The sequence below is a fragment of the Tenacibaculum sp. 190130A14a genome (assembly GCF_964048965.1).
Lineage (GTDB): Bacteria > Bacteroidota > Bacteroidia > Flavobacteriales > Flavobacteriaceae > Polaribacter > Polaribacter polynesiense.
On the sequence record NZ_OZ040189.1, the window covers coordinates 361,798 to 382,080 of the forward strand.

A 20,283-nucleotide genomic window follows, 5' to 3' on the forward strand; every position below is an offset into this window, starting at 1 on the left:
ATTATAATTTAGTCAAATTTATAAAAAGTATATTTTTTCGTTTTTGGTAAATAAGCTCCTAAAACAGTTTTGTTCTCTATTTTAAATATGTTTATAGCCTTAGGTTTTTTAAAATCATTATCATAGTTATGGTAAATTCCATCAGTATTTTTGTCTTTAGTTGACTTTACAAAATCAGCTATTTCATCATAAACATTTCTTTTAACGACTCCTTCTTTATGATTAAAATTCTCATCAAATAAACAGTGTATCTTAATTGATTTGGTAGTTAAGTAATTAAAAAAAGAAGTTGAGTTTGGAGAAGAAAAACTTTCTATATTTAGTATGTTTGGAGAAAAGCCCATAAGTCCCATTTGAAAGAATATTAAGGCGGTCGAAGATCCTTTCATTGCTTGTTTTTGAGCTCCAATAACTACCTCATAAGTGTTATGATGTTTTATCACTCCAATACCTATATTGCTTTCAGAAATTTTTCTCAAAAATTTATTCGTTTCTTCAAAGTTTCTGTTGTTTTTAAAAGCGCCTCCTTCTTGAACTATTGAGGAGTTTTTAAAATTAATAGGCTCATTTATATTCGCTTCAATTCGTTTGATTTTTTGTTTATTCTTTAAATTATGAATAGCGCAAATTAATTTATTTTTTGAAGCGGTTACAAGAAATAGATTATTGTTATAAATAAAAGAGTTTGATCGTTTATACATATGCTGCTCTTCGAACAAAGGCTTTTTAACTTTTTCAAAAGTATAAGACCCATTAGCTAGATTTAAGGTTAAAATCTGAGTGTAAAAACGATTTTTGTCTAGTGTAAGGATAACATCATTATTTTTTATATATAATTTGTTAAACCTTGATGTTAACTCCATTGAAGTGGGGGATAGCTGAGTTCTTTCAGTTGAGTATGCTGCACCTTCGAAAAAGGTATTCTCTACAATTTGAGTTTTATATGGGTTTTCATTGATTTTGGTAAGCTCATATTCTATGTTTTTTACTTCTCTATGATTGGCTTTTTTATAATCGGCTAGTAATTTTTTTAACGAGATTTTTCTTTCAGCATTTATTAAAAATTCCTCTTTTTCTAAATGGAAGACTGTAGTTGTTGTTTTATTAGTAAACGTAAAGTTTTTAGAGATAATATTGGATGTTTTTTCATCTAAAAAAAGTAAATGTGAAGTATCTCCTTTATTAACACTTTGAAGAAAAATTAGTTTTTTAACCTTAAGGACATCTTCAATAAACTCAACTTTGTTTGACTTAAAGTCAAACTTAACCATCGCAAACTTGTCCTTTTCTTTATTGGAAAGAATTAAAGTATAATTGTTTTGTTTATTGTATAATTTACTAACAAGCACACTATACTTTTTCTTTATGTCTTGTAAAGCTAAGTCTTTTTGATAGTCAAAATTTTTGTTTAAAAGATGAGCGTGAATGGTCTTTTTTTCTAACAAAAAAGTAGCAATACTATTGTTGTAATTATTGAAAATAGAAAAGGATTTTTTAATGTGATATTTAGAACCATTTTCTTCAAGGTAAAATTCCCCAATTTTTTCTTGAGAATTTGCACAGCTAAGCCAAAAGAAAATTAGGGTTACGACAATTTTTTTCATAGAAATTTTAATTAAAAAACCTCACTAAAAAAGTGAGGTTTCAAATATAATAAAATGTTGTTTTTTAAGCGATAAACTCACCATTGTTTACCTTTTCAGAAGGTTGTACAAAAGCTAGTTTTCCATCAGGAGTATCTGTCATTAAAATCATACCTTGACTTTCTACACCTCTAATTTTTCTTGGAGCTAAATTGCAAAGTACTGTTACTTGTTGACCAACAATATCTTCGGGCTTAAAGCTTTCAGCAATACCAGAAACAATAGTACGAACATCGATACCAACATCAACTTTTAATTTTAAAAGCTTTTTAGCTTTGGCTACTTTTTCAGCTTCTAAAATAGTTCCTACTCTCATGTCCATTTTAGTAAAATCATCAAACTCAATAGTCTCTTTTTGTGGTTCAACAACTTTATTAGCAGCTTCATTTGCTTTTTTAGTAGCTTCTAATTTTTCTAATTGCGCTTCAATAGTTTTATCTTCTATCTTAGAGAATAATAACTCGCCTTTATTAACTTGATGATTTGCTGACAACAATATTTCTTTTTCAGAAATATCATTCCATGTTAAGCTATTATCAATATTTAAGATTGATTTTAATTTTGAAGATGTAAATGGTAAAAATGGCTCAGCTAATACAGCTAAACCTGTAGCAATTTGCAATGCTATATTCATAATAGTTTTTACACGTTCTTCATCCTCTTTAATTACTTTCCAAGGTTCTTCATCTGCTAAATACTTGTTTCCTAAACGTGCTAAATTCATTAATTCTTGAGAAGCTTCTCTAAATCGGTAGCGCTCTACAGATTTACCAATTACATCTGGGAATTGTTGTAATTGATCTAAAGCATCTTTATCCGCTTCCGTTAACTCTCCAGCTGTTGGAACAACTCCATTGTAATATTTGTTTGTTAAAACAACAACACGGTTAATAAAGTTACCAAAAATAGCTACCAATTCATTGTTGTTTTTAGCCTGAAAATCTTTCCAAGTAAAATCATTATCCTTACTTTCTGGTGCATTTGCAGTTAAAGTATAACGCAGCACATCTTGCTGATTAGGAAACTCTTCTAAATATTCATGTAACCAAACAGCCCAATTTTTAGAAGTAGATAATTTGTTTCCTTCTAAGTTTAAGAATTCGTTAGCAGGAACATTTTCTGGTAAAATATAATCACCATGAGCTTTTAACATTGATGGGAAAATCAAACAGTGAAATACAATATTATCTTTACCAATAAAGTGTACTAATTTAGTATCCTCTTTTTTCCAATAATCTTCCCAGTTTTTACCTTCTCTTGCCGCCCATTCTTTAGTAGCAGAAATGTATCCAATAGGAGCATCAAACCAAACATATAGTACTTTACCTTCTGCTCCTTCAACTGGAACAGGAATTCCCCAGTCTAAATCACGAGTTACTGCACGAGGTCTTAAACCATCATCAATCCAAGATTTACATTGTCCTAATACATTAGGTTTCCAATCGTTTTTATGGCTTTCTAAAATCCATTCACGTAAAAAAGCTTCGTGCTTATCTAATGGTAAAAACCAATGTTTTGTTTCTTTTAATGTAGGAACATTTCCTGTAATTGCCGATTTAGGATTAATTAAATCAGTAGCATTATGACTCGTTCCACATTTTTCACACTGATCACCATAACTTTCTTCATTTCCACATTTCGGGCAAGTACCAATTACAAAACGATCTGCTAAATATTGATCTGCTTCTGCATCGTATAACTGTTCCGTAACTTCTTCAATAAACTCTCCGTCATTGTACAATTTTGTAAAAAAATCAGAAGCTGTTTTATGATGGATTTCTGCTGAAGTACGCGAGTAATTGTCAAAAGAAATACCAAAATCTTGAAAAGATTTTTTGATAATTCCGTGGTATTTATCAATAATATCTTGCGGAGTAACACCTTCTTTTTTAGCACGCATTGGAATAGCTACTCCGTGCTCATCTGAACCACAAATGTAAGCTACATCTTTTCCTTTTTGGCGTAAATAACGTGCATAAATATCTCCAGGCACATATACCCCTGCTAAATGTCCTATATGAATAGGTCCGTTTGTATAGGGTAATGCAGCTGTAATTGTATATCTTTTTGGTGTACTCATTTTCTTCTACTAAAATTAAACCGCAAAAGTACAAAAAAGCAATTTTTAAAACTGTTATAAAATAGGTACATTTGATAGATTTTATAGTTTAGAATCAAGAAATAAAGCTTGATTATGAAAAAAAGAATATTCTTATTGTTTTTTATACTGGTAATACCTTCAGTATTTTGTCAAACTGAAAAAATGAATTTAAAAACACCGCCTTATTTAGCAAAAGGAGACACTATTGCTATTGTAGCTCCTGCAGGAATCTTAAAGAATCGAAAACATGTTATTGATAAGGCCAAAGAATTGGCTGAAAGTTGGGGACTAAAAGTGGTGTATGGAGAACATATGTTTAATCAAAATCATCACTTTGCAGGAACTGATGAAGAGCGATGTGAAGATTTTCAAAAAGCTTTAGATAATCCCAATATTAAGGCTATTTGGTCGGCACGAGGAGGTTATGGTTCTGTACGAATTTTAGATAGATTAGATTTTACAAAGTTCTTAGAACGTCCTAAATGGATTATTGGTTATTCTGATATTACTGCTTTTCATAATCATATCCATAATTTGGGAGTGGAAACATTACATGCAATGATGGGAACTAGCATGCAAGACCAGGTAACTGATATTGAGCATACAATTACAACCTTTAAAAAAGCCTTGTTTGGAGAAGGTTTAAGTTATAAGATTCCTTCATCAAAGTATAATAGAAAAGGAAATGTACAAGGTGAATTGGTAGGAGGGAATATTGCTATTTTGGCTTCAATGTTGGGGTCAAATAGTCAAATTTCTACGAAAGGAAAGATTTTGTTTATCGAAGAAATTGGAGAATACAAGTATTCTATAGATAGAATGTTGCAGAGTTTAAAAAGAGCTGGATACTTTAATGGAGTAAAAGGAATTGTAGTAGGAGATATGACAAAAATTAAAAAGAATACAACTCCTTGGGGGAGCTCTATAGAACAATTAGTTTTAGATGTGGTTCCTGAAGATATTCCTGTTTTGTTTGATTTTCCTGCAGGTCATGAACCTGATAATAGGGCATTAATTATGGGAAGAGGAGTAATACTAGATATTAATGAAACTACCTCCAATGTAATTTTTAAATAGTGGCTATACATAATGAATTAGGAAAAAAAGGAGAACAAATTGCGGTTGATTTTTTAGTAGAGAAAGGGTTTACTATTGTAGAAAGAAATTATAGATTTCAAAAAGCAGAGGTTGATATTATAGCTCGAAAGGATGAGTTATTATTAGCAGTTGAAGTAAAAACGAGATCTTCAATAGATTTTGGAGATCCGCAAGATTTTATAAATTCCAAAAAGATAAAACTACTACTTTCAGCAATAGATTATTATGTAGTAGAAAAGAACTTAGATATTGAAGTAAGGTTTGATGTTATTGCAGTGGTTATAGATAAATCCAAAACAGTAATAGAGCATATTGAAGACGCTTTTTTATATTTTTAAAAAAGAAAACCCAACTTATATAAGTTGGGTTTTCTTTTTATGAAGTCAGTTTTAATTAGTGACTTTCAAAATATTTTTTTACATCTTCGAACTGATCAGGCATTGCAATGATCTTCTTATCTTTATCTAAAACGAAATAAGAAGGAGTACCTAATAAGTTATATTTTTGAACAGTTTCATTACTCCATTTATGTTCTGGGTGCGTTCCTATTGCATTATGCCAATTCGGAAGTTTATTTGTAGTAAATGATACCCAAGCATCTTTATCACTTTCATTTTCAATACCAAATGAAATTACTGAAATGTTTTTGTGACTTTGCATAAAGCTATGTAATTCAGGTACATCTTTTACACAGTGAGGACAACTAGTACTCCAAAAAACAAGTAAATAGTTATCACCATCATTTAATGAAGATAATTGATAATCTGTTTCTCCTTCTTTCCAAGAAAAGTCTGGAGCAACTCTACCCACGGTAGCATTTAAAATTTGTAATTTTTCTTTTTTAAACTCTTCGTCTTGATCTTCTGATGGTAAGTCTTCGTAATATTCAGCAAATAACCAATCCACCATTTCTCCGTCTCTCTTATCAGTAAAAGAAGTGATTAAAAAGTGTACAAGGTCCTTTTTTAATTTACCTTTTGATACTTTAGATAAAACCGTTTTTATAGACTCTTTATAAATCTCTTTTTGAGCTTCTGGGTCTTCAGCAGTATTTAAATAGAAAATATAGTCATTTACCTTGTCAATAATGAAAGATGAATTGTATAGTTGCTTACTATCAAACTCTACAAACCTAAAGAAGTTTTCAATGGTGAACTCAGAAAATTCTTCAACACTTTCAAAAAGACTTGAAGGGTTGTATCGTTGAGAAGCTTTAATGAAGTGATGTACTAACATTCCTTCAGATTTAGTCTCAAACCCATCTTGTAATTCTTTTAAAGACTTAAGATCTTTTTTATAGGCTTTTTTCGTGTCTTTGTTAGGGTTTTTAATATACTCTAGCAAATATTGGTCTAATTTGTTTTGCTTTTTAGCATATGCTTGTAAATAATCTGCGTATAACTTATTCTCTCTTGAAGAAGTAAATACAACCGATTGGTCAGGGAATTTAGGATTAAAGATAAACTCAATATTTTCTTTATTAAATAAAAAATCTATAAATCCTGAACCTTGATTTCTATAAGTTGCTCTATATGCTCCTGGTGCAGCGTTCTTAGGTAATTGAATTGTAAATCTACCTAGAGCTTGCTTTTCCCCATTTACATTTACAGTGTCATACTTTATCGTAGTATGTCCTATAAATTTAGGTTTTACACCTTCTAATTTATGTAACATTAAAAAGTCACTTTTCTCTGGCGGGGTCATGGTACCTTTTATGGTATACTGAGCATTCGCTACTGATGTTGCAAATATTAATAAAGCAAGTAATTTTCTCATCATCATGATATAAAAGGGTTATTTTAAAGGTTTAAAACTAGTTATTTACCTACTAGTATCCAAGAAGTATGCCGAATTTATTTTTTCTTCATTATTTTAGTCTCCTTGTAATTTGTTAAAGGTTGAAAATGAGCTTTCAAAATAAAGTAGTATGGATAACTGGTGCTTCTTCTGGAATAGGAAAATCACTGGCAATTGAGGTTTCTAAACAAAATGTATTTCTGATTCTTTCTTCTAGAAGAAAAGAAGCATTAGAAGATGTAGTTAAAGAGTGTAGTTTTCCGGAAAACATTAAAGTGCTTCCTATAGATCTAGAAGCTTACGACACCCTTAATTTAAAAGTAGAAGAAGCAATTTCTCTGTTTGGTAGAATTGATGTTTTGGTAAACAATGGAGGTGTTAGTCAACGCTCTTTGGTGAAAGATACTAAAATTGAAGTGGATAAGCGTTTAATGGATATCAATTATCTTGGTACCGTAGCTTTAACAAAAGCCTTGTTACCTCACTTTGTTCAAAATAAATCGGGTCATTTTGTTGTAACAACCAGTATTGTTGGGAAAATAGGAACTCCTTTACGATCTAGTTATGCCGCCACAAAACACGCATTACATGGTTTTTTTGATAGTCTTCGTGCAGAACATCATAAAGATAATATTAGTGTTACGCTGGTATGCCCTGGTTTTGTAACAACTAATGTTTCAAAGAATGCATTAACAGGAGATGGAAGTCCGCAAAATTTGATGGATACGGCTACTGCGAATGGAATTGCTCCTGATCGATTTGCTAAATTAATGCTTAAGGCAATTAAAAATAAACGAGAAGAAGTTTATATAGCGGGCGCCAAAGAAAAACTTGGAGTATACGCAAAGAGGTTTTTTCCGAAGTTATTATCCAAAATGATTCGCAAATTGAGTGTTACTTAATCAAAAAAATTAATAGAATCAAAATAATTAATAATAGCTTCTTTCATCAATACAGTTTGCTCTCCTGGTTTTAAACTAGGCAGTTCTGTCAATGTTTTGTAGTGTGGCCAACCGTCATTGTCAAAAAAGTCGAATTCATAATACCCATAAGGTTCAAGTAATTTACATATAGCTATATGCATTAAGTTTACTTTTTCGTCTTTTTTAAATTTTCGTTGTCCTTGTCCTAATTCTTGAACACCAATTAAATAGATGATGGCATCAATGGTAAGCTCATCTCCTTCTGCAAATTGTTGTGATAATTTCTGATTCACAACATCCCACTTTTCCTTTAAGTTATTTGAAGTACTCATTTAAATTTTTGAGAAGCAAAGATACGAATGAGTTGTGTATATTTACATTGAAATATTTAAATGCCTATGAATACTTTTGATATAATTATTGCCGCTTTATTACTTTTTGGATTTGTACGTGGATTAATGAAAGGTTTGTTTGTTGAGGTTGCATCATTGGTAGCCTTAGTAGCTGGAGTTTATGGAGCTATTCATTTTTCATATTTTATTGGAGATTGGTTAAAAGGGAGTGTAGATTGGGAAGAAAAATATATTTCATTAGCAGCCTTTGCAGCAACATTTGTGGTAATCATTGTGGTCATTGCTTTGTTGGGGAAAATTTTAACAAAAATTGCTGACTTTGCTTCATTAGGAATTTTAAATAAAATATTAGGAGGGGTGTTTGGAGCGTTAAAAATAGGACTAATTTTAAGCGTGATTTTTATCTTTTTTGGAAAAATGAATGATACGATTCCATTTGTCTCACAAGAAAGTTTGAATGAATCTATTTTATATAAACCGGTAAAAAAGATTGCTCCAACAATATTTCCATCGATCATAAAAGATGAAGATGATGCTGAAGAAGAGAAGTCCACAACTAATGAGGAAAGTGTCTAATGGATAGTGCGTCAATTCGTGGTTTTATTACCTTGATCCTGATTTCAATTGCGTTATTATTGTCTGTTTTTTTATTAACCGTAAAAACAAAGAATAAGACGGGCAATAGGTTAATGGCTATATATTTTATAACGTTCGCAATTCATATTAGTGTCTTTTTTTATGCAAATTATGTAGAGGTTCCTATTGTCTTAGATAGGCTTCGAGATCAAATAGCTTTTTTTGCAAGTCCATTATTGTATTTATACGTTTTGTCTTGTATTTATTCTGATTTTAAACTTCAACCAAAACATCTCTTACATTTTATTCCTTTTGCCATTGAGTTATTCATGTATTTTCCTAATTTTTACTTGGCTTCAAATGAGCAACGAATACTATTTTATGAGAATTATTACTCGTACCCTGAAGTGAAAATATCTTTAGTTTATGGTGTTTCAGTGGCTTTGTTTTATTTGGTGTTGATATTTATCGAATTAAGAAAATATAGAAAACTCTTATTAGAAAATTATTCATCCACAAAAAATTACAATTATAAATGGTTGTTTCAACTAGCGGTTATTAGTGTGGTATTACTACTATTTTCTGCGATAAAAAGTATTTATAAATTGTTTGATAGTGATGATGCTACATTAGATATCATGCGTATCATAACAACACTTTTATTACTTGGTTTTTTATGTTGGATTGTGTTAAAAAGTATGTTGCAACCAGAGTTGTTTAGAGGTATCGACACTAAACATCAATTGGTGCGAACAATGTTAGAAAATGAAGGGAATGAAGTGGATGAGGAAGATGAAATTTCTACACAAATAAATACATTAAAAACTTATATGGATAAAGAAGAGCCTTTTTTAGATTCTTCACTTACAATCCATAATCTCGCAAATCAAATGAATATTTCTTACAGAGATTTATCGGTGCTAATTAACCATCACTTGAAACAACATTTCTTTGATTTTGTAAATGGTTATCGAATAGAAAAAGCCAAAGAAATACTTCAAAATCCATCAAATAAAAAGCGAACCGTATTAGAGATTCTGTATGAAGTTGGGTTTAATTCCAAATCTTCTTTTAATACGGAGTTTAAAAAGCAAACGGGTTTAACACCTACTCAATACAGGAGAAACTATTGGTAGTCAGTTTTTTGTAATAAAGTCGAACGTTTGCTGTAGATACTCAAACGCATTTGTTTTGTAAAAAAGAGTTCGACTTTAAGCAGTCAGTCGCCTACCTTAAAGAAGTGCCGCACTTTTGTTCTCGAATTAAAATTTTATTTATGAGAACTCAAAAAATCTTGATGCTAATTACATTGTTATGTACAACCTTACTTTCTGCTCAAGTAACAATTTCAGGAAAAATTAAAGATAAAAATGAAGTCATTTCTTTTGCAAATGTGGTGCTTAAAACCAGCGAAGGGAAAATTATTGCAGGTACTACTTCTGACGATCAAGGATATTTTAGCTTAAATTGTAAAGAAGGAAACTATCGTTTATTGGTTAGTTTTATTGGTTATAAAAATTTAGAAAGAGAGTTGTCAATAAAGGAATCAATTCACCTTGGAGTTATAGAAATTGAGGAAGAGGAAAATGTATTGAATGAAGTAGTTGTTAATTCTGAGAAAAAATTAATAGAACAAAAGAATGATCGTTTGGTTTTTAATGTTGCTAATAGTGTCTCTGTAAGTGGAGGAGATGTTGTCGATGTTCTTAAAGTAGCCCCTGGAATTTCAGTGCAAAATAATGCCATAAGTATGGTTGGTGGAGAAGCTACTAGAATTATGATTGAAGGAAGAATGGTACAACTTTCAGGTGAAGACCTCATAAATTTTTTAAACTCGATTGCAGCCGATGATATTAAATCTGTAGAAATTATTACTAATCCACCAGCACAATACGATGCAGTTGGGAACGGTGGGATTATCAATATTATATATAAGAAAGGAAGGAGAAACTCATGGAAGAATACAACTTCTTTAGCGTATAATGCGAATAAATATGGGTTTTTAACACTTCGAAACAATTTTTCTTTTAATAAAAATAAACTGCAATTAAATGCTTCTGTGAGTACTGTTAGAGGAGCGTTGCCAAATCAAGAGAATAGTTTAACTTATTTTCCAACAAGTGTCTGGAAAGTCGCTATTGAAACTAAAGAAAGGCGTAAAAATAATGCTGCTAGATTGTCTTTGAATTATGAATTGTCAAAAAATATTGAAATAGGAGGGCAGTACCTTGGTAATTTCAATACACCAAGTGATGATGCTCCTGGAAGAACAGAGTTTTATAATGTAGGAAATCAACTAGATAGTGTATTAGTTAAAACAGAACCGAGAAAAACGCGAGTGTTTAGTCATGTACTTAATTCATATGTTGTTTTAAAATTAGATACATTAGGTAGAAAACTGTCAGTTGATTTTGACTATTTTGATTACGAAAACACACTAGATGCAAAGGCTGTGGTAAATACATTTTCTCCACAAAATGAATTGATAAATGTAAACCAATCGGTTAGAAATTATAGCAAACAAAAAATTAATAACTATAATATAAAGTTAGATATGTATCATCCGTTAAAAGGGATGGATTTATCTTATGGAGTGAAGTTTAGTTTTGTGACTACTAAAAATAAATTAGAAAACTATAATACGATTACTGGAACGCCAGTTTTTGATACTAATTTATCTAATGAATTTGAATACGAAGAGAATGTGCAAGCTTTTTATGTTAATGCTTCAAAATCTATTAGTGATAAATGGAGCGTTCAAGCTGGCTTGCGTTTAGAGAATACAGCAACCAAAGGAGTTTCAAAAACGTTGAATCAGACCAATAAAAATAGTTATGCAAAACTGTTTCCATCGGTTTATGTGAGGTATCAAAAGGACGAGAATAATACGTTTAGTTTTAATTATGGAAGAGGGATAAACCGTCCTATTTTTAGAGATTTAAATCCGTTTAGAAATTATTTAAACAGTAATGTATATTCTGAAGGAAATCCGTTTATGCAACCTTCTTTTGTAGATCGTTTTAACTTAATTCATAACTACAAAGGTAAATTGGTTACAACACTTTATTTTCATCATATGCAAGACGGATTTGGAACGTTGTTTTCAGCAGAGCCAGAGAATAATATTCAAGCGGTAATAAGAAGAAATTATTATAAGGGAGTGTATTGGCAACTTTCTGAGTTGTATACCGTAAAACCATTTTCTTGGTGGAGAAGTCAGAATTATGCTCATATTTCAGGGAACTCTTCTACGGTTTTTAATGAGTTTGATGTTCCTGTTAAAAATGGTATACAGTTTAGTTTTTCAACGAATAATACGTTTAAAGTATCGGAGGATACAAGTTTACAGGTCGATTTCTTTTACCAACCGACATCATCTGCTAATATCTATACGCTGGGTACAATGTATGGTCTAAACTTAGGGGTTAAAAGAAGTTTTTTTAAGAAAAAGATTCAAGCAGCTGTTTTGTTTAATGATGTTTTTAATACGGCTAGTTTAAATAATTTAACATCCGAAATTAATGGAGTAAGGAATGTATATAGTCAAAACTATAATAGTAGACATGTTCGTTTTTCTCTTTCTTATAGTTTCGGAAATAAGAAAATAAAAGTAAAAGATAGAGGATTTGGAAATAGTGATGAGCAAAATAGAGCAAATTAAACAGTATAAAAAAACCGAAGCAAATCGCTTCGGTTTTTCATTTATAAGGTTGTTATTTTATAACATAGTTACTTTTCCTGTTGTTAAAGAGTATACTCCTCCAACAATCTTAATTTCACCATTGTCTTCCATTTCTTGTAATATCTTACTTCTTTCACGGATTCTTTCAATCGTCATCTTTACATTGTTTTCAATAGTTTTGTCAACAAATGCCTTATTAGATGAATTAGCTTCTCCTTCTACTTCTTCTGAAGCAGCTTTTGCAGCTGGTACGATGTTATCTAACATCGCTGTAATATTTCCTAATTCAACACCATCACAAGCAGCTTTTACAGCTCCACAGCTTTCATGTCCCATTACAAATACTAATTTACTACCTGCAACGGCACAAGAGTATTCCATACTACCTAAGATGTCTACGTTTTCAAAGTTACCTGCTACACGAGCAACGAAAACGTCTCCAATAGTTTGATCGAAAACCATTTCTACTGGTACACGAGAATCGATACATGATAAAATTACTGCTTTAGGAAACTGTCCTCCAGTTGTTTGTTGTACTAAATCAGTAACATTTGAAGATGTTAAGTTGTTGTCTACATAACGCTTGTTACCATCTAATAAATCTTGTAACACAGTATCTGCAGTGAAACCTGATTGAACTTCTTTTGTTATTGCTGTATTTCTCATAATTGTTTTTTAATTAATTTTTTTAATATATGTCTTTTATATTTTCTTTTGCCCACGATTGGCATTCTTTAAAAGTGCTAAAAATATGTTCTTCAGGAATAAAATCTGGAATCAAACCAATACGTTCCATCATATATCTTGGTTGTCTTAATAAACCAACAAACAATACTTGAACATGGGTTCCGTTCGATTTTAAATCTTGAATCATATCTTCCATAGCGTATAACCCAGATTGATCCATATACTGCATGAGATCTAAGCGCATAATTACGGTAGTTGCAGTTTTCGGAATCTGTTTGGTCATGGCTTGAAAATCACTGGTATATCCAAAGAATAAAGGTCCTTTGATATGTTTAATGAAAACTTCTTCTTTTAGTTCTATTGGGAAATCTACTTCATCATCCCAAGCTTCTTCAAAAGTTAATACTTCAGAGCGTTCAGCAGTTAAATCACCAATTTTCTTCATGAACATTAAAGAAGCAATGATTAAACCAATTCCTACTGCATAAACTAAATTCCAGAAAGTAGATAACACTAAAACAACTAACATTATTAATACTTCAGAACTTAATTTTATTGGACCTAGTTCAATATCTCTAGGTAAAGAAGGAATTGCTTTTAATCCTTTATAATCCATTACTCCTATACCAACGGTAATTAGAATACCTGCTAAAACTGCTGCGGGTATTTTTGAAGCAACGGGACCTAATCCTAAAAGGATAATTAACAGCATTACACCAGCAATCATACCAGATAGTTTGGTTTTTCCACCTGAATTAATGTTTACTACTGTTCTAATTGTAGCTCCTGCACCAGGAATTCCTCCAAATACGGCAGCTATGGTATTTCCAATACCTTGTCCAACAAGCTCTTTGTTAGGCTTGTGTTTGGTTTTGGTCATGTTATCTGCAACCACTGAAGTTAATAAGGAATCAATAGCTCCCAATAAGGCTAATGTCAATGCTGTAAAGAAATAAGGTGTGACATTAGCGAGTTTGAAACCAGTAAATATTTCCAAATTCGGAGCTGGAAATCCTTGCGGTATTTCTTCGATAGGTCTATAATCTAAGCCAAAAGCTACGGCAATACCTGTCATTACAACAAGTGCAACTAGAGTACTAGGTATGGCAGTTGTTATTCGCTTAAAACCATAAATAATAAATATGGTTCCTAATGCTAAAGCGAGTTCTAACCAACTAATATTTTTTAAAGCTCTGGGAAGCACATTAAAAGTGCCCATTACTCCAGAAGCTTCTTTTCCAGCTAGGGTTTTACTTTCGTTTAAGATATTTTCTTGAGTAATTTTTTCAGCTCTCTTGATGGTTTCTTTAAAATCTTCAAGAACTAATATACCTTCACTAGCTTCTTCTTTTAATATGTTTTCCAATATGATTTCCTCGGCCAAAGGTTTAAATTGCTCTACATATACAGGGTCTTCCTTGGCATAGTATCCAACAGAAGGTAGTATTTGTGTTACCAAAATGATTACTCCAATAGCTGTCATAAACCCTGAAACTACAGGGTAAGGAATATATCGAATATATTTTCCTAAACCAATGGCACCTAAACCTATTTGCATTAAACCTGCTAATAAGAAAACGGTTAATATAATAGGCATAGCCTTATTAATATCTCCATCATTAGCAGCAATAATAGTTGCAATAACTACCATACTTACTGCAGTCATCGGAGCAGTAGGACCAGAAATTTGAGTATCGGTACCTCCAAAAAGAGCAGCGAAGAAAGCTATTAAAATAGCTCCATATAAACCTGCACTAGGACCTAAACCAGAAGATACACCAAAAGCTAAAGCAAGAGGTAAAGCCACAATTCCGGCAGTTACACCACCGAATATGTCTCCACGAACGTTAGAAAATAGTTTTTTCATAAGTAAAGATGATTAGTACTTAAAAATACTAATTTTTTTTGATTGCTTTGGTCTTTTTTGATTTGATGATACGATCATAACACTTAAAAAAAGAGAGTGCAAATGTGTAAAACACTACACTCTCATATATGTTTATGCTGCTTTTGGACGTAATTTAAAGAATTCGATAAAGCTTGGTGGGTTTTCAACAATACCTCTTTCAGATATTAATTTAATATCGATATTTCTTTCTTTTGCTTTGTAGGCAAAATCTTCTAAGATTTCTATGATATCATTATCTAAATATCTTGTTTGTCTTACATCTAGTTCTAAATATGTGTTTTCTGGAAGATTATCTAATTCTTTTAAAATAGCTCCTTTGTTAAAGAAAGTTACTTCTTCTGCTAAAGTCATTTTAATTTTGTGCTGTCCGTTACTCTTATCTTCAATATGTAAGAAGTGAGAGTTTTGGTAACTCTTAAATAAGATTACTACAATTCCTACAGCTAATCCTAATCCAATACCTAATAATAAATCACCAGTTACAACCATTGGTACAACAGTTGCCATAAAAGGAATGAATTGCTTTCTTCCTAATTTGAACATGTTTATAAATGTAGCAGGTTTTGCTAATTTATATCCTACGATTAATAATACTGCTGCTAAAGCAGATAACGGAATTTTATTTAATAACGTTGGAATTAATATGATTGAAATTAATAAGAAGAAACCATGGATAATTGCTGACATTTTACTCTTACCACCTGATTGAATGTTTGCAGAACTACGAACAATTACCTGAGTAACTGGTAATCCTCCAATTAAACCAGAAACAATATTACCCACTCCTTGTGCTAATAATTCTCTGTTTGTTGGCGTTACGTTTTTGTCTGGGTCTAATTTATCAGTAGCTTCAACACATAATAAAGTTTCTAAACTTGCAACGATAGCAATAGTAAATGCCACAATCCATACATCTTTATTACCAATAGCTCCAAAATTAGGGAATGTAAATTGCCCTAAAAATGAATCAATTCCATCAGGAACAGGAACGCTTACTAATTGAGAAGCATTAATACCTAATTGCTCGTTACCTTCTGTAACAATATAAAAGATAATACCTACAACAACGGCTACTAAAGGACCTTGAATTAACTGGAAGATTTTACCTTTTTTAGATAATACCTGTTGCCATAAAATTAAAATACCTAATCCTATAAAACCTACTAAGGTTGATCCTACACTAATAGCATCTAATGAAAAATCAGCTGATTTATCATATCCAAAGAAAAAAGGAATTTGTTTCATAATGATAATGATACCAATACCTGTTAACATTCCTTTAATTACAGAAGAAGGAAAATAATATCCAATAACTCCTGCTTTTAATACTCCTAAAATTAGCTGAATAACACCTCCTAATACAACGGCTACTAAAAAGTTTTCAAAACCACCTAAGGTTGCAATCGAAGTTAATACGATTGCTGCTAATCCAGCAGCAGGTCCACTAACTCCAATTTTAGATCCACTTATACTTCCTACTACAATACCACCAACAATTCCGGCAATTAAACCTGAAAATAAAGGGGCTCCACTGGCTAAGGCAATACCTAAACATAAAGGTAACGCCACAAAAAACACAACTATACTAGCTGGTAAGTCGTTTTTGATTGTTTTAAACATACACAATAATTTTCTTTAGCTAACTTATTCAATTAGCTGATAAATTTGATTTTAATAAATATTTGTTGATCCTTATAAGTATTCTCAATACTTATTTATAAAAGGGAAAGTTGAATTTTATATTTAAGATAACTCCGGAGGTGGAGATTCTAAGCTATGGTAGATAGTTTGGTATAATTCTAAATTATACGTGTTAATCTTTGCTTTACTGTTAGCAGAAGAGACATTTATAAAAGCTACTTCTGTTTTTAAAATTTTTATTTCTTTAACTTCTTCTGATTTTTCGTTAGAATCTGTGTCCTCTTCAATGTCAAGGAGTAAAGAAGTTTCACAAATGTCATAATCGCTTAAGCTCACAATTGTAGGTACTGTTATACTAAATAACAATAAAAAAGTTAGGGAATATGTAAATAAGCTCTTGAGCATTTTTTAATCAAAAAACACAAATATAAGCAGTTGAGCCGTTGTTTTTTGTTAAAGAAGCTTAAAAATTTTAGAACTCTTTAAGATTTGTAGCAAGTGTCCAACCTATTTTTCCATCAGCAAGCTTGATTTTTTTCCAATTGTCGACGGTATCTAACACTTTTACCTTAGTGCCTTCATGTAAGGTAAATACTGCATCTGAATTATCAGTTGGAGCATTTTTAATCTCTATTTCCTCAGGGAAAATAATGGCTTGAATATTATTTTTTTCTTGATTATACTGGTTATAGGTTATCACTAACGTTACGGCTAATAGTAAAAAAGAAACGATACTAGTGGTAAAAAATAAACGCTTTCTATTAGGAGAATAGGCAAAGTAAAATAATAAGAATAAAGTCGATGCCAAAATTGATAATAGAATGTTTACAATAGCCCAAGTATTGTAGGTCAGCTTTTGTAAAACATTTTCATTAATTTTTTGAAAGATTGTTTTTGGCAAGGCTTCAATTCTATCAAGTGTTAATCTTTTAGCAAAGATTAAATTATTTTGAGCGTCTTCGTTTAAAGGGTTTAGTTTTAGCGCTTTTTCGTAGTTATAAATTGTAGGAGCTACTTGGTTTAGTTTGTAGTGACAATTACCAAGGTTATAGTACAATTCTGAAGAAACATTTCCTTGTGCTATAATTTCGTTATACTTTTTTATTGCTTCAGTATATTTTCCTTCTTTATACAGGGAATTTGCATCAGTAAATAGAGCTTCGGCGTTTTGTGCTAAGGCTATGCTTGATATAAGCAATAATAATATTACAAGTGTTTTCTTCATCATAATTGCTTGTCTAATTCCGTAATTACTTGTTTTGCTTTTTCGTACTCTTGATTCATTTGTACATTGTCAATAGGAGTATAACGGGCAAAATCACAATCGTTTAGTACAGATATAAAGTTGTCAATATCTGCTTGGTTTACATTTTTGTCTTGTAATAATGATGTTATTTTTTCTCTACTTATATCAGAGGTTTCTACTCCAAGTTTCGCTTTTAAATAGTTATGCAAAGCACGCTCTAGTGCTTCATAAAAAGCTTCTTTATTACCTAATTGTTTTTGGGCTTGGGATAAATATTTTTTAGCAAGCTTATCAGCTTTTCGTAACCTGTTACCTACTATATCTCCTGCGCGTTCTTCTCTTTTTTTGTTAATAAAAATTCCAACAGGTATTGCTATTAATGGTAACATCAATAGTACATAGAATAAAGTAGATTTGAAGAAGTCTGATTTTGTTTCGGATTCAAAGTTTGTAGAATTTTGAATATATCTAAAGTTGTTTCCAGTAACAGTTACCTCCCTTTTAGCCACTGCGTTGTTGTCAGAATTGGTAACCAATTCTTTTCCTTGTAACACATCAACATATAAATCTTCTGTGGTAATAGTTTGATACACCTCTTCTTTTGGGTTGAAATAAGAAAAACTCACTTTAGGAATTTTATATTTCCCTTTAAATTCTGGAACTACTGTATAATTATCAGTTACGCTTCCTCTTAACCCTTTTGAAGTTACTTTAACCTTTTCTTTTCGTTCTGGTTGATATACTTCTAATTCTTTTGGGGTTTCAATCTTCGGAAGTTCAAATAGTTTTAAATTACCTTCTCCGTTTACTGCAACTGTAATTTGAGAAGATTCATTTGCTTTTAAGGTGTTTTTACTCAGTGCCACGTCAAAAGAAAATTCTCCTACTGCACCATTAAAATTCTCTGGTTTATTAGCTAAAGGAAGCGATTTCGATCGTATAATTTTTTTAGCTGAAGCAAATTCTTTACGAACTTGTTTGGTAATGGCATTTCCAAAGAAATCTGCTCTTCCTGTTGGAACGCCCACGATAATATCCATTTTCATTGGATCAATGGTAAGCTTTCCATCTTTGGTAGGGATTAACAAAGCCTTTTGTAGGGTAACATAACGATAGCGTTCACCATTATATTTACCCATTTTAACTTGGATTCCGTTGATCTTAATATCTTGATTCCAGAAACCATTGTATTGTGGTGCTTCTGTAACTGCATAATCGTAAACATTTACATTTTCACTTACATATAATCTATATTCAACGTAGATTCCCTCTCCAACAAAAGGTCTTCCATTTGAAACTTCAGCAACTAAATGTATGTTTTGTTGTGCGACATAGTTAGGGTCATTAGGGTCTTTAGGTAATTCAACCGCATTTAAAACAATGATTTTAACAGTGTTTGATTTGATGGTTTCTCCGCCTAATTCAATACTTGCAGCAGGAAGCGTGAATTCTCCTTTTCTTTTTGGTTGAAGGATGTAAGTATATTTTTGAGAAAAGCTTGCTTTACCATTTACCCAAGATTGACTTACAGATTGACTTGGGCCTCCAACTACTTTAAAGTTTGTGAACTTTGGAGGGGTGAAATTATCGGCTCCTTGCTTATTAATAGAATATTCAACACGTAAACGTTGGTTCACACCCAATTTATTCTTGCTAACAGCAGCTTTAAATACGGTGTCTTGTGCATTAATACTACAAGTTATTAATGCAATAATGAATGATATGTAAAACTTTAACTTCATGTTATTTTTAAGTCGCGTAAAAATACTAAGATTTTAAAATATTAAAAATTACCAATCCTTTTCTTGCTTTACTTTTCTTCCCTTTGATTTTTTAACATTCATTTTCTTTTGAGTCTTCTTCTCTTCGTTGTTTAAACTCTCCAATAATTGTTTCATTTGTTCGGGGGTTAACTTTCCTTGTTGAGGTTTAGGTTGTTGGTTTTTATCTTTTTTATCGTTCTTTTTAGGATCCTGTTGGTCTTTTTGATCATCATTTTTTTGATCTTTCTTTTGATCCTTTTTGTCTTTATCGTCTCCGTCTTTCTTTTGGTCTTTCTGGTCTTTGTTTTTGTCTTTTTGATTTTGTTGATCCTGCTTGTTTTGCTGATCTTTATTCTTTTTGTCCTTGTTTTTGTCTTTGTTATCTTTTTGATTTTGTTGCTGCTTCTTTAAATTCTTTTGAGCAACTGCAAGGTTATAGCGTGTTTCGTCATCATCAGGAAAATTACGCAATGAGTTTTTATAGGCATCAACAGCTTGTTGATATTGTTTTTGCTCCATCATTGCATTCCCGATATTGTGGTATGCTTGTGCTTTTTCTATTTTATCTTTAGAGGTTTTGGTAGTTAATTCGTACTGTGCTACTGCTTCCTTATAGTTTTTATCTTGATATAAGGCGTTACCATAATTATAGTTGGCCTTTTCATATTTGCTGTTTTTATCTAAGGCTTTGCGATATGCAATAGCGGCATCTCCAAACTTTTGTTTGTTATAAAGTTTATTCCCTTCTCTTAAAAGTGTTCGGGCTTCACGTTGCAATTTTAAAGTGTCTCGTTGCGCATTTGCATTAAAAACTCCAGAAAATAAAATAACCAGAAAGAGTATACCTTGTAATTTCTTCATCTT

General features: G+C 31.4%; 17 protein-coding genes. 6 read left to right on the forward strand and 11 right to left on the reverse strand.

Going from position 1 to position 20,283, the window contains the following annotated elements:
* Window positions 1–8 precede the first annotated feature (8 nt).
* Together ABNT22_RS01790 and metG are read right to left on the reverse strand one after the other, a co-directional pair.
* Window positions 9–1,604, reverse strand: a complete 1,596-nt coding sequence (locus ABNT22_RS01790; RefSeq protein WP_348715826.1) for a hypothetical protein — start codon at window positions 1,602–1,604, stop codon at window positions 9–11.
* A gap of 64 nt (window positions 1,605–1,668) precedes the next feature.
* The gene (metG, locus tag ABNT22_RS01795) at window positions 1,669–3,723 is read right to left on the reverse strand and encodes a methionine--tRNA ligase (protein ID WP_348715829.1); all 2,055 of its coding nucleotides are present in this window, start codon (window positions 3,721–3,723) and stop codon (window positions 1,669–1,671) included.
* A gap of 114 nt (window positions 3,724–3,837) precedes the next feature.
* On the opposite strand from metG, the gene ABNT22_RS01800 reads away from it, so the two are divergent.
* Window positions 3,838–4,821, forward strand: a complete 984-nt coding sequence (locus ABNT22_RS01800; protein WP_348715832.1) for an LD-carboxypeptidase — start codon at window positions 3,838–3,840, stop codon at window positions 4,819–4,821.
* On the forward strand, window positions 4,821–5,180 hold the full coding sequence (locus ABNT22_RS01805) for a YraN family protein (protein ID WP_348715835.1): 360 nt from the start codon (window positions 4,821–4,823) through the stop codon (window positions 5,178–5,180). Before ABNT22_RS01800 ends, ABNT22_RS01805 begins: the two co-directional genes overlap by 1 nt.
* 55 nt (window positions 5,181–5,235) lie before the next feature.
* Here ABNT22_RS01805 and ABNT22_RS01810 read toward each other — a convergent pair whose 3' ends face one another.
* A complete protein-coding gene (locus ABNT22_RS01810) occupies window positions 5,236–6,618 on the reverse strand; it encodes a TlpA disulfide reductase family protein (RefSeq protein ID WP_348715837.1) in 1,383 nt (460 codons plus the stop codon).
* A 128-nt stretch (window positions 6,619–6,746) separates the two neighbouring features.
* Between ABNT22_RS01810 and ABNT22_RS01815 the strand changes: the two genes are divergently transcribed.
* Window positions 6,747–7,541: an SDR family oxidoreductase gene (locus ABNT22_RS01815; protein WP_348715840.1), complete on the forward strand. Its 795-nt coding sequence runs from the start codon at window positions 6,747–6,749 to the stop codon at window positions 7,539–7,541.
* On the opposite strand, the gene ABNT22_RS01820 is transcribed toward ABNT22_RS01815, so the two are convergent.
* Window positions 7,538–7,894, reverse strand: a complete 357-nt coding sequence (locus ABNT22_RS01820; RefSeq protein ID WP_348715842.1) for a hypothetical protein — start codon at window positions 7,892–7,894, stop codon at window positions 7,538–7,540. The two genes, ABNT22_RS01815 and ABNT22_RS01820, sit on opposite strands and share 4 nt — an antisense overlap.
* A gap of 66 nt (window positions 7,895–7,960) precedes the next feature.
* Between ABNT22_RS01820 and ABNT22_RS01825 the strand changes: the two genes are divergently transcribed.
* The 3 genes from ABNT22_RS01825 to ABNT22_RS01835 all read left to right on the forward strand — a co-directional run bounded on the left by ABNT22_RS01825 (window position 7,961) and on the right by ABNT22_RS01835 (window position 12,152).
* A complete protein-coding gene (locus ABNT22_RS01825) occupies window positions 7,961–8,491 on the forward strand; it encodes a CvpA family protein (RefSeq protein ID WP_348715845.1) in 531 nt (176 codons plus the stop codon).
* Between the two features lie 113 nt (window positions 8,492–8,604).
* Window positions 8,605–9,627, forward strand: a complete 1,023-nt coding sequence (locus ABNT22_RS01830; RefSeq protein WP_348715848.1) for a helix-turn-helix domain-containing protein — start codon at window positions 8,605–8,607, stop codon at window positions 9,625–9,627.
* 140 nt (window positions 9,628–9,767) lie between these two features.
* Window positions 9,768–12,152 (forward strand): TonB-dependent receptor family protein, encoded by a 2,385-nt coding sequence (locus tag ABNT22_RS01835; protein ID WP_348715851.1) that lies wholly within the window; start codon window positions 9,768–9,770, stop codon window positions 12,150–12,152.
* Window positions 12,153–12,209: 57 nt separating this feature from the next.
* Here the strand turns inward: ABNT22_RS01835 and ABNT22_RS01840 are convergent, their stop codons facing one another.
* From ABNT22_RS01840 to ABNT22_RS01870, 7 genes are all read right to left on the reverse strand, one after another.
* Window positions 12,210–12,839, reverse strand: a complete 630-nt coding sequence (locus ABNT22_RS01840) for a carbonic anhydrase family protein (protein ID WP_348715853.1) — start codon at window positions 12,837–12,839, stop codon at window positions 12,210–12,212.
* 22 nt (window positions 12,840–12,861) lie between these two features.
* Window positions 12,862–14,727 carry a SulP family inorganic anion transporter gene (locus ABNT22_RS01845; RefSeq protein WP_348715856.1) on the reverse strand — a complete coding sequence of 622 codons (1,866 nt, stop codon included), beginning with the start codon at window positions 14,725–14,727 and terminating at the stop codon, window positions 12,862–12,864.
* 132 nt (window positions 14,728–14,859) lie between these two features.
* Window positions 14,860–16,389 (reverse strand): SulP family inorganic anion transporter, encoded by a 1,530-nt coding sequence (locus ABNT22_RS01850; RefSeq protein WP_348715858.1) that lies wholly within the window; start codon window positions 16,387–16,389, stop codon window positions 14,860–14,862.
* Between the two features lie 123 nt (window positions 16,390–16,512).
* Window positions 16,513–16,746 carry a hypothetical protein gene (locus ABNT22_RS01855; RefSeq protein WP_348715861.1) on the reverse strand — a complete coding sequence of 78 codons (234 nt, stop codon included), beginning with the start codon at window positions 16,744–16,746 and terminating at the stop codon, window positions 16,513–16,515.
* Between the two features lie 136 nt (window positions 16,747–16,882).
* Window positions 16,883–17,638, reverse strand: coding sequence for an SH3 domain-containing protein (locus ABNT22_RS01860; RefSeq protein ID WP_348715864.1), 756 nt, complete (start codon window positions 17,636–17,638; stop codon window positions 16,883–16,885).
* On the reverse strand, window positions 17,635–19,398 hold the full coding sequence (locus ABNT22_RS01865) for a BatD family protein (RefSeq protein WP_348715866.1): 1,764 nt from the start codon (window positions 19,396–19,398) through the stop codon (window positions 17,635–17,637). The genes ABNT22_RS01860 and ABNT22_RS01865 overlap by 4 nt, the downstream gene beginning before the upstream one ends.
* A gap of 48 nt (window positions 19,399–19,446) precedes the next feature.
* On the reverse strand, window positions 19,447–20,280 hold the full coding sequence (locus ABNT22_RS01870) for a tetratricopeptide repeat protein (RefSeq protein ID WP_348715869.1): 834 nt from the start codon (window positions 20,278–20,280) through the stop codon (window positions 19,447–19,449).
* Window positions 20,281–20,283: the final 3 nt, after the last annotated feature.

Excerpts from the sequence above, each read along its gene's own strand:
- ABNT22_RS01790 (WP_348715826.1), bottom strand. The coding sequence starts at position 1,604 with ATGAAAAAAATTGTCGTAACCCTAATTTTCTTTTGGCTTAGCTGTGCA.
- ABNT22_RS01825 (WP_348715845.1), top strand. The coding sequence starts at position 7,961 with ATGAATACTTTTGATATAATTATTGCCGCTTTATTACTTTTTGGATTT.
- ABNT22_RS01830 (WP_348715848.1), top strand. The coding sequence starts at position 8,605 with ATGGCTATATATTTTATAACGTTCGCAATTCATATTAGTGTCTTTTTT.
- ABNT22_RS01835 (WP_348715851.1), top strand. The coding sequence starts at position 9,768 with ATGAGAACTCAAAAAATCTTGATGCTAATTACATTGTTATGTACAACC.
- ABNT22_RS01810 (WP_348715837.1), bottom strand. The coding sequence starts at position 6,618 with ATGAGAAAATTACTTGCTTTATTAATATTTGCAACATCAGTAGCGAAT.
- ABNT22_RS01865 (WP_348715866.1), bottom strand. The coding sequence starts at position 19,398 with ATGAAGTTAAAGTTTTACATATCATTCATTATTGCATTAATAACTTGT.
- ABNT22_RS01845 (WP_348715856.1), bottom strand. The coding sequence starts at position 14,727 with ATGAAAAAACTATTTTCTAACGTTCGTGGAGACATATTCGGTGGTGTA.
- ABNT22_RS01820 (WP_348715842.1), bottom strand. The coding sequence starts at position 7,894 with ATGAGTACTTCAAATAACTTAAAGGAAAAGTGGGATGTTGTGAATCAG.
- ABNT22_RS01800 (WP_348715832.1), top strand. The coding sequence starts at position 3,838 with ATGAAAAAAAGAATATTCTTATTGTTTTTTATACTGGTAATACCTTCA.
- ABNT22_RS01815 (WP_348715840.1), top strand. The coding sequence starts at position 6,747 with ATGAGCTTTCAAAATAAAGTAGTATGGATAACTGGTGCTTCTTCTGGA.
- ABNT22_RS01850 (WP_348715858.1), bottom strand. The coding sequence starts at position 16,389 with ATGTTTAAAACAATCAAAAACGACTTACCAGCTAGTATAGTTGTGTTT.
- ABNT22_RS01860 (WP_348715864.1), bottom strand. The coding sequence starts at position 17,638 with ATGATGAAGAAAACACTTGTAATATTATTATTGCTTATATCAAGCATA.
- ABNT22_RS01870 (WP_348715869.1), bottom strand. The coding sequence starts at position 20,280 with ATGAAGAAATTACAAGGTATACTCTTTCTGGTTATTTTATTTTCTGGA.
- metG (WP_348715829.1), bottom strand. The coding sequence starts at position 3,723 with ATGAGTACACCAAAAAGATATACAATTACAGCTGCATTACCCTATACA.
- ABNT22_RS01840 (WP_348715853.1), bottom strand. The coding sequence starts at position 12,839 with ATGAGAAATACAGCAATAACAAAAGAAGTTCAATCAGGTTTCACTGCA.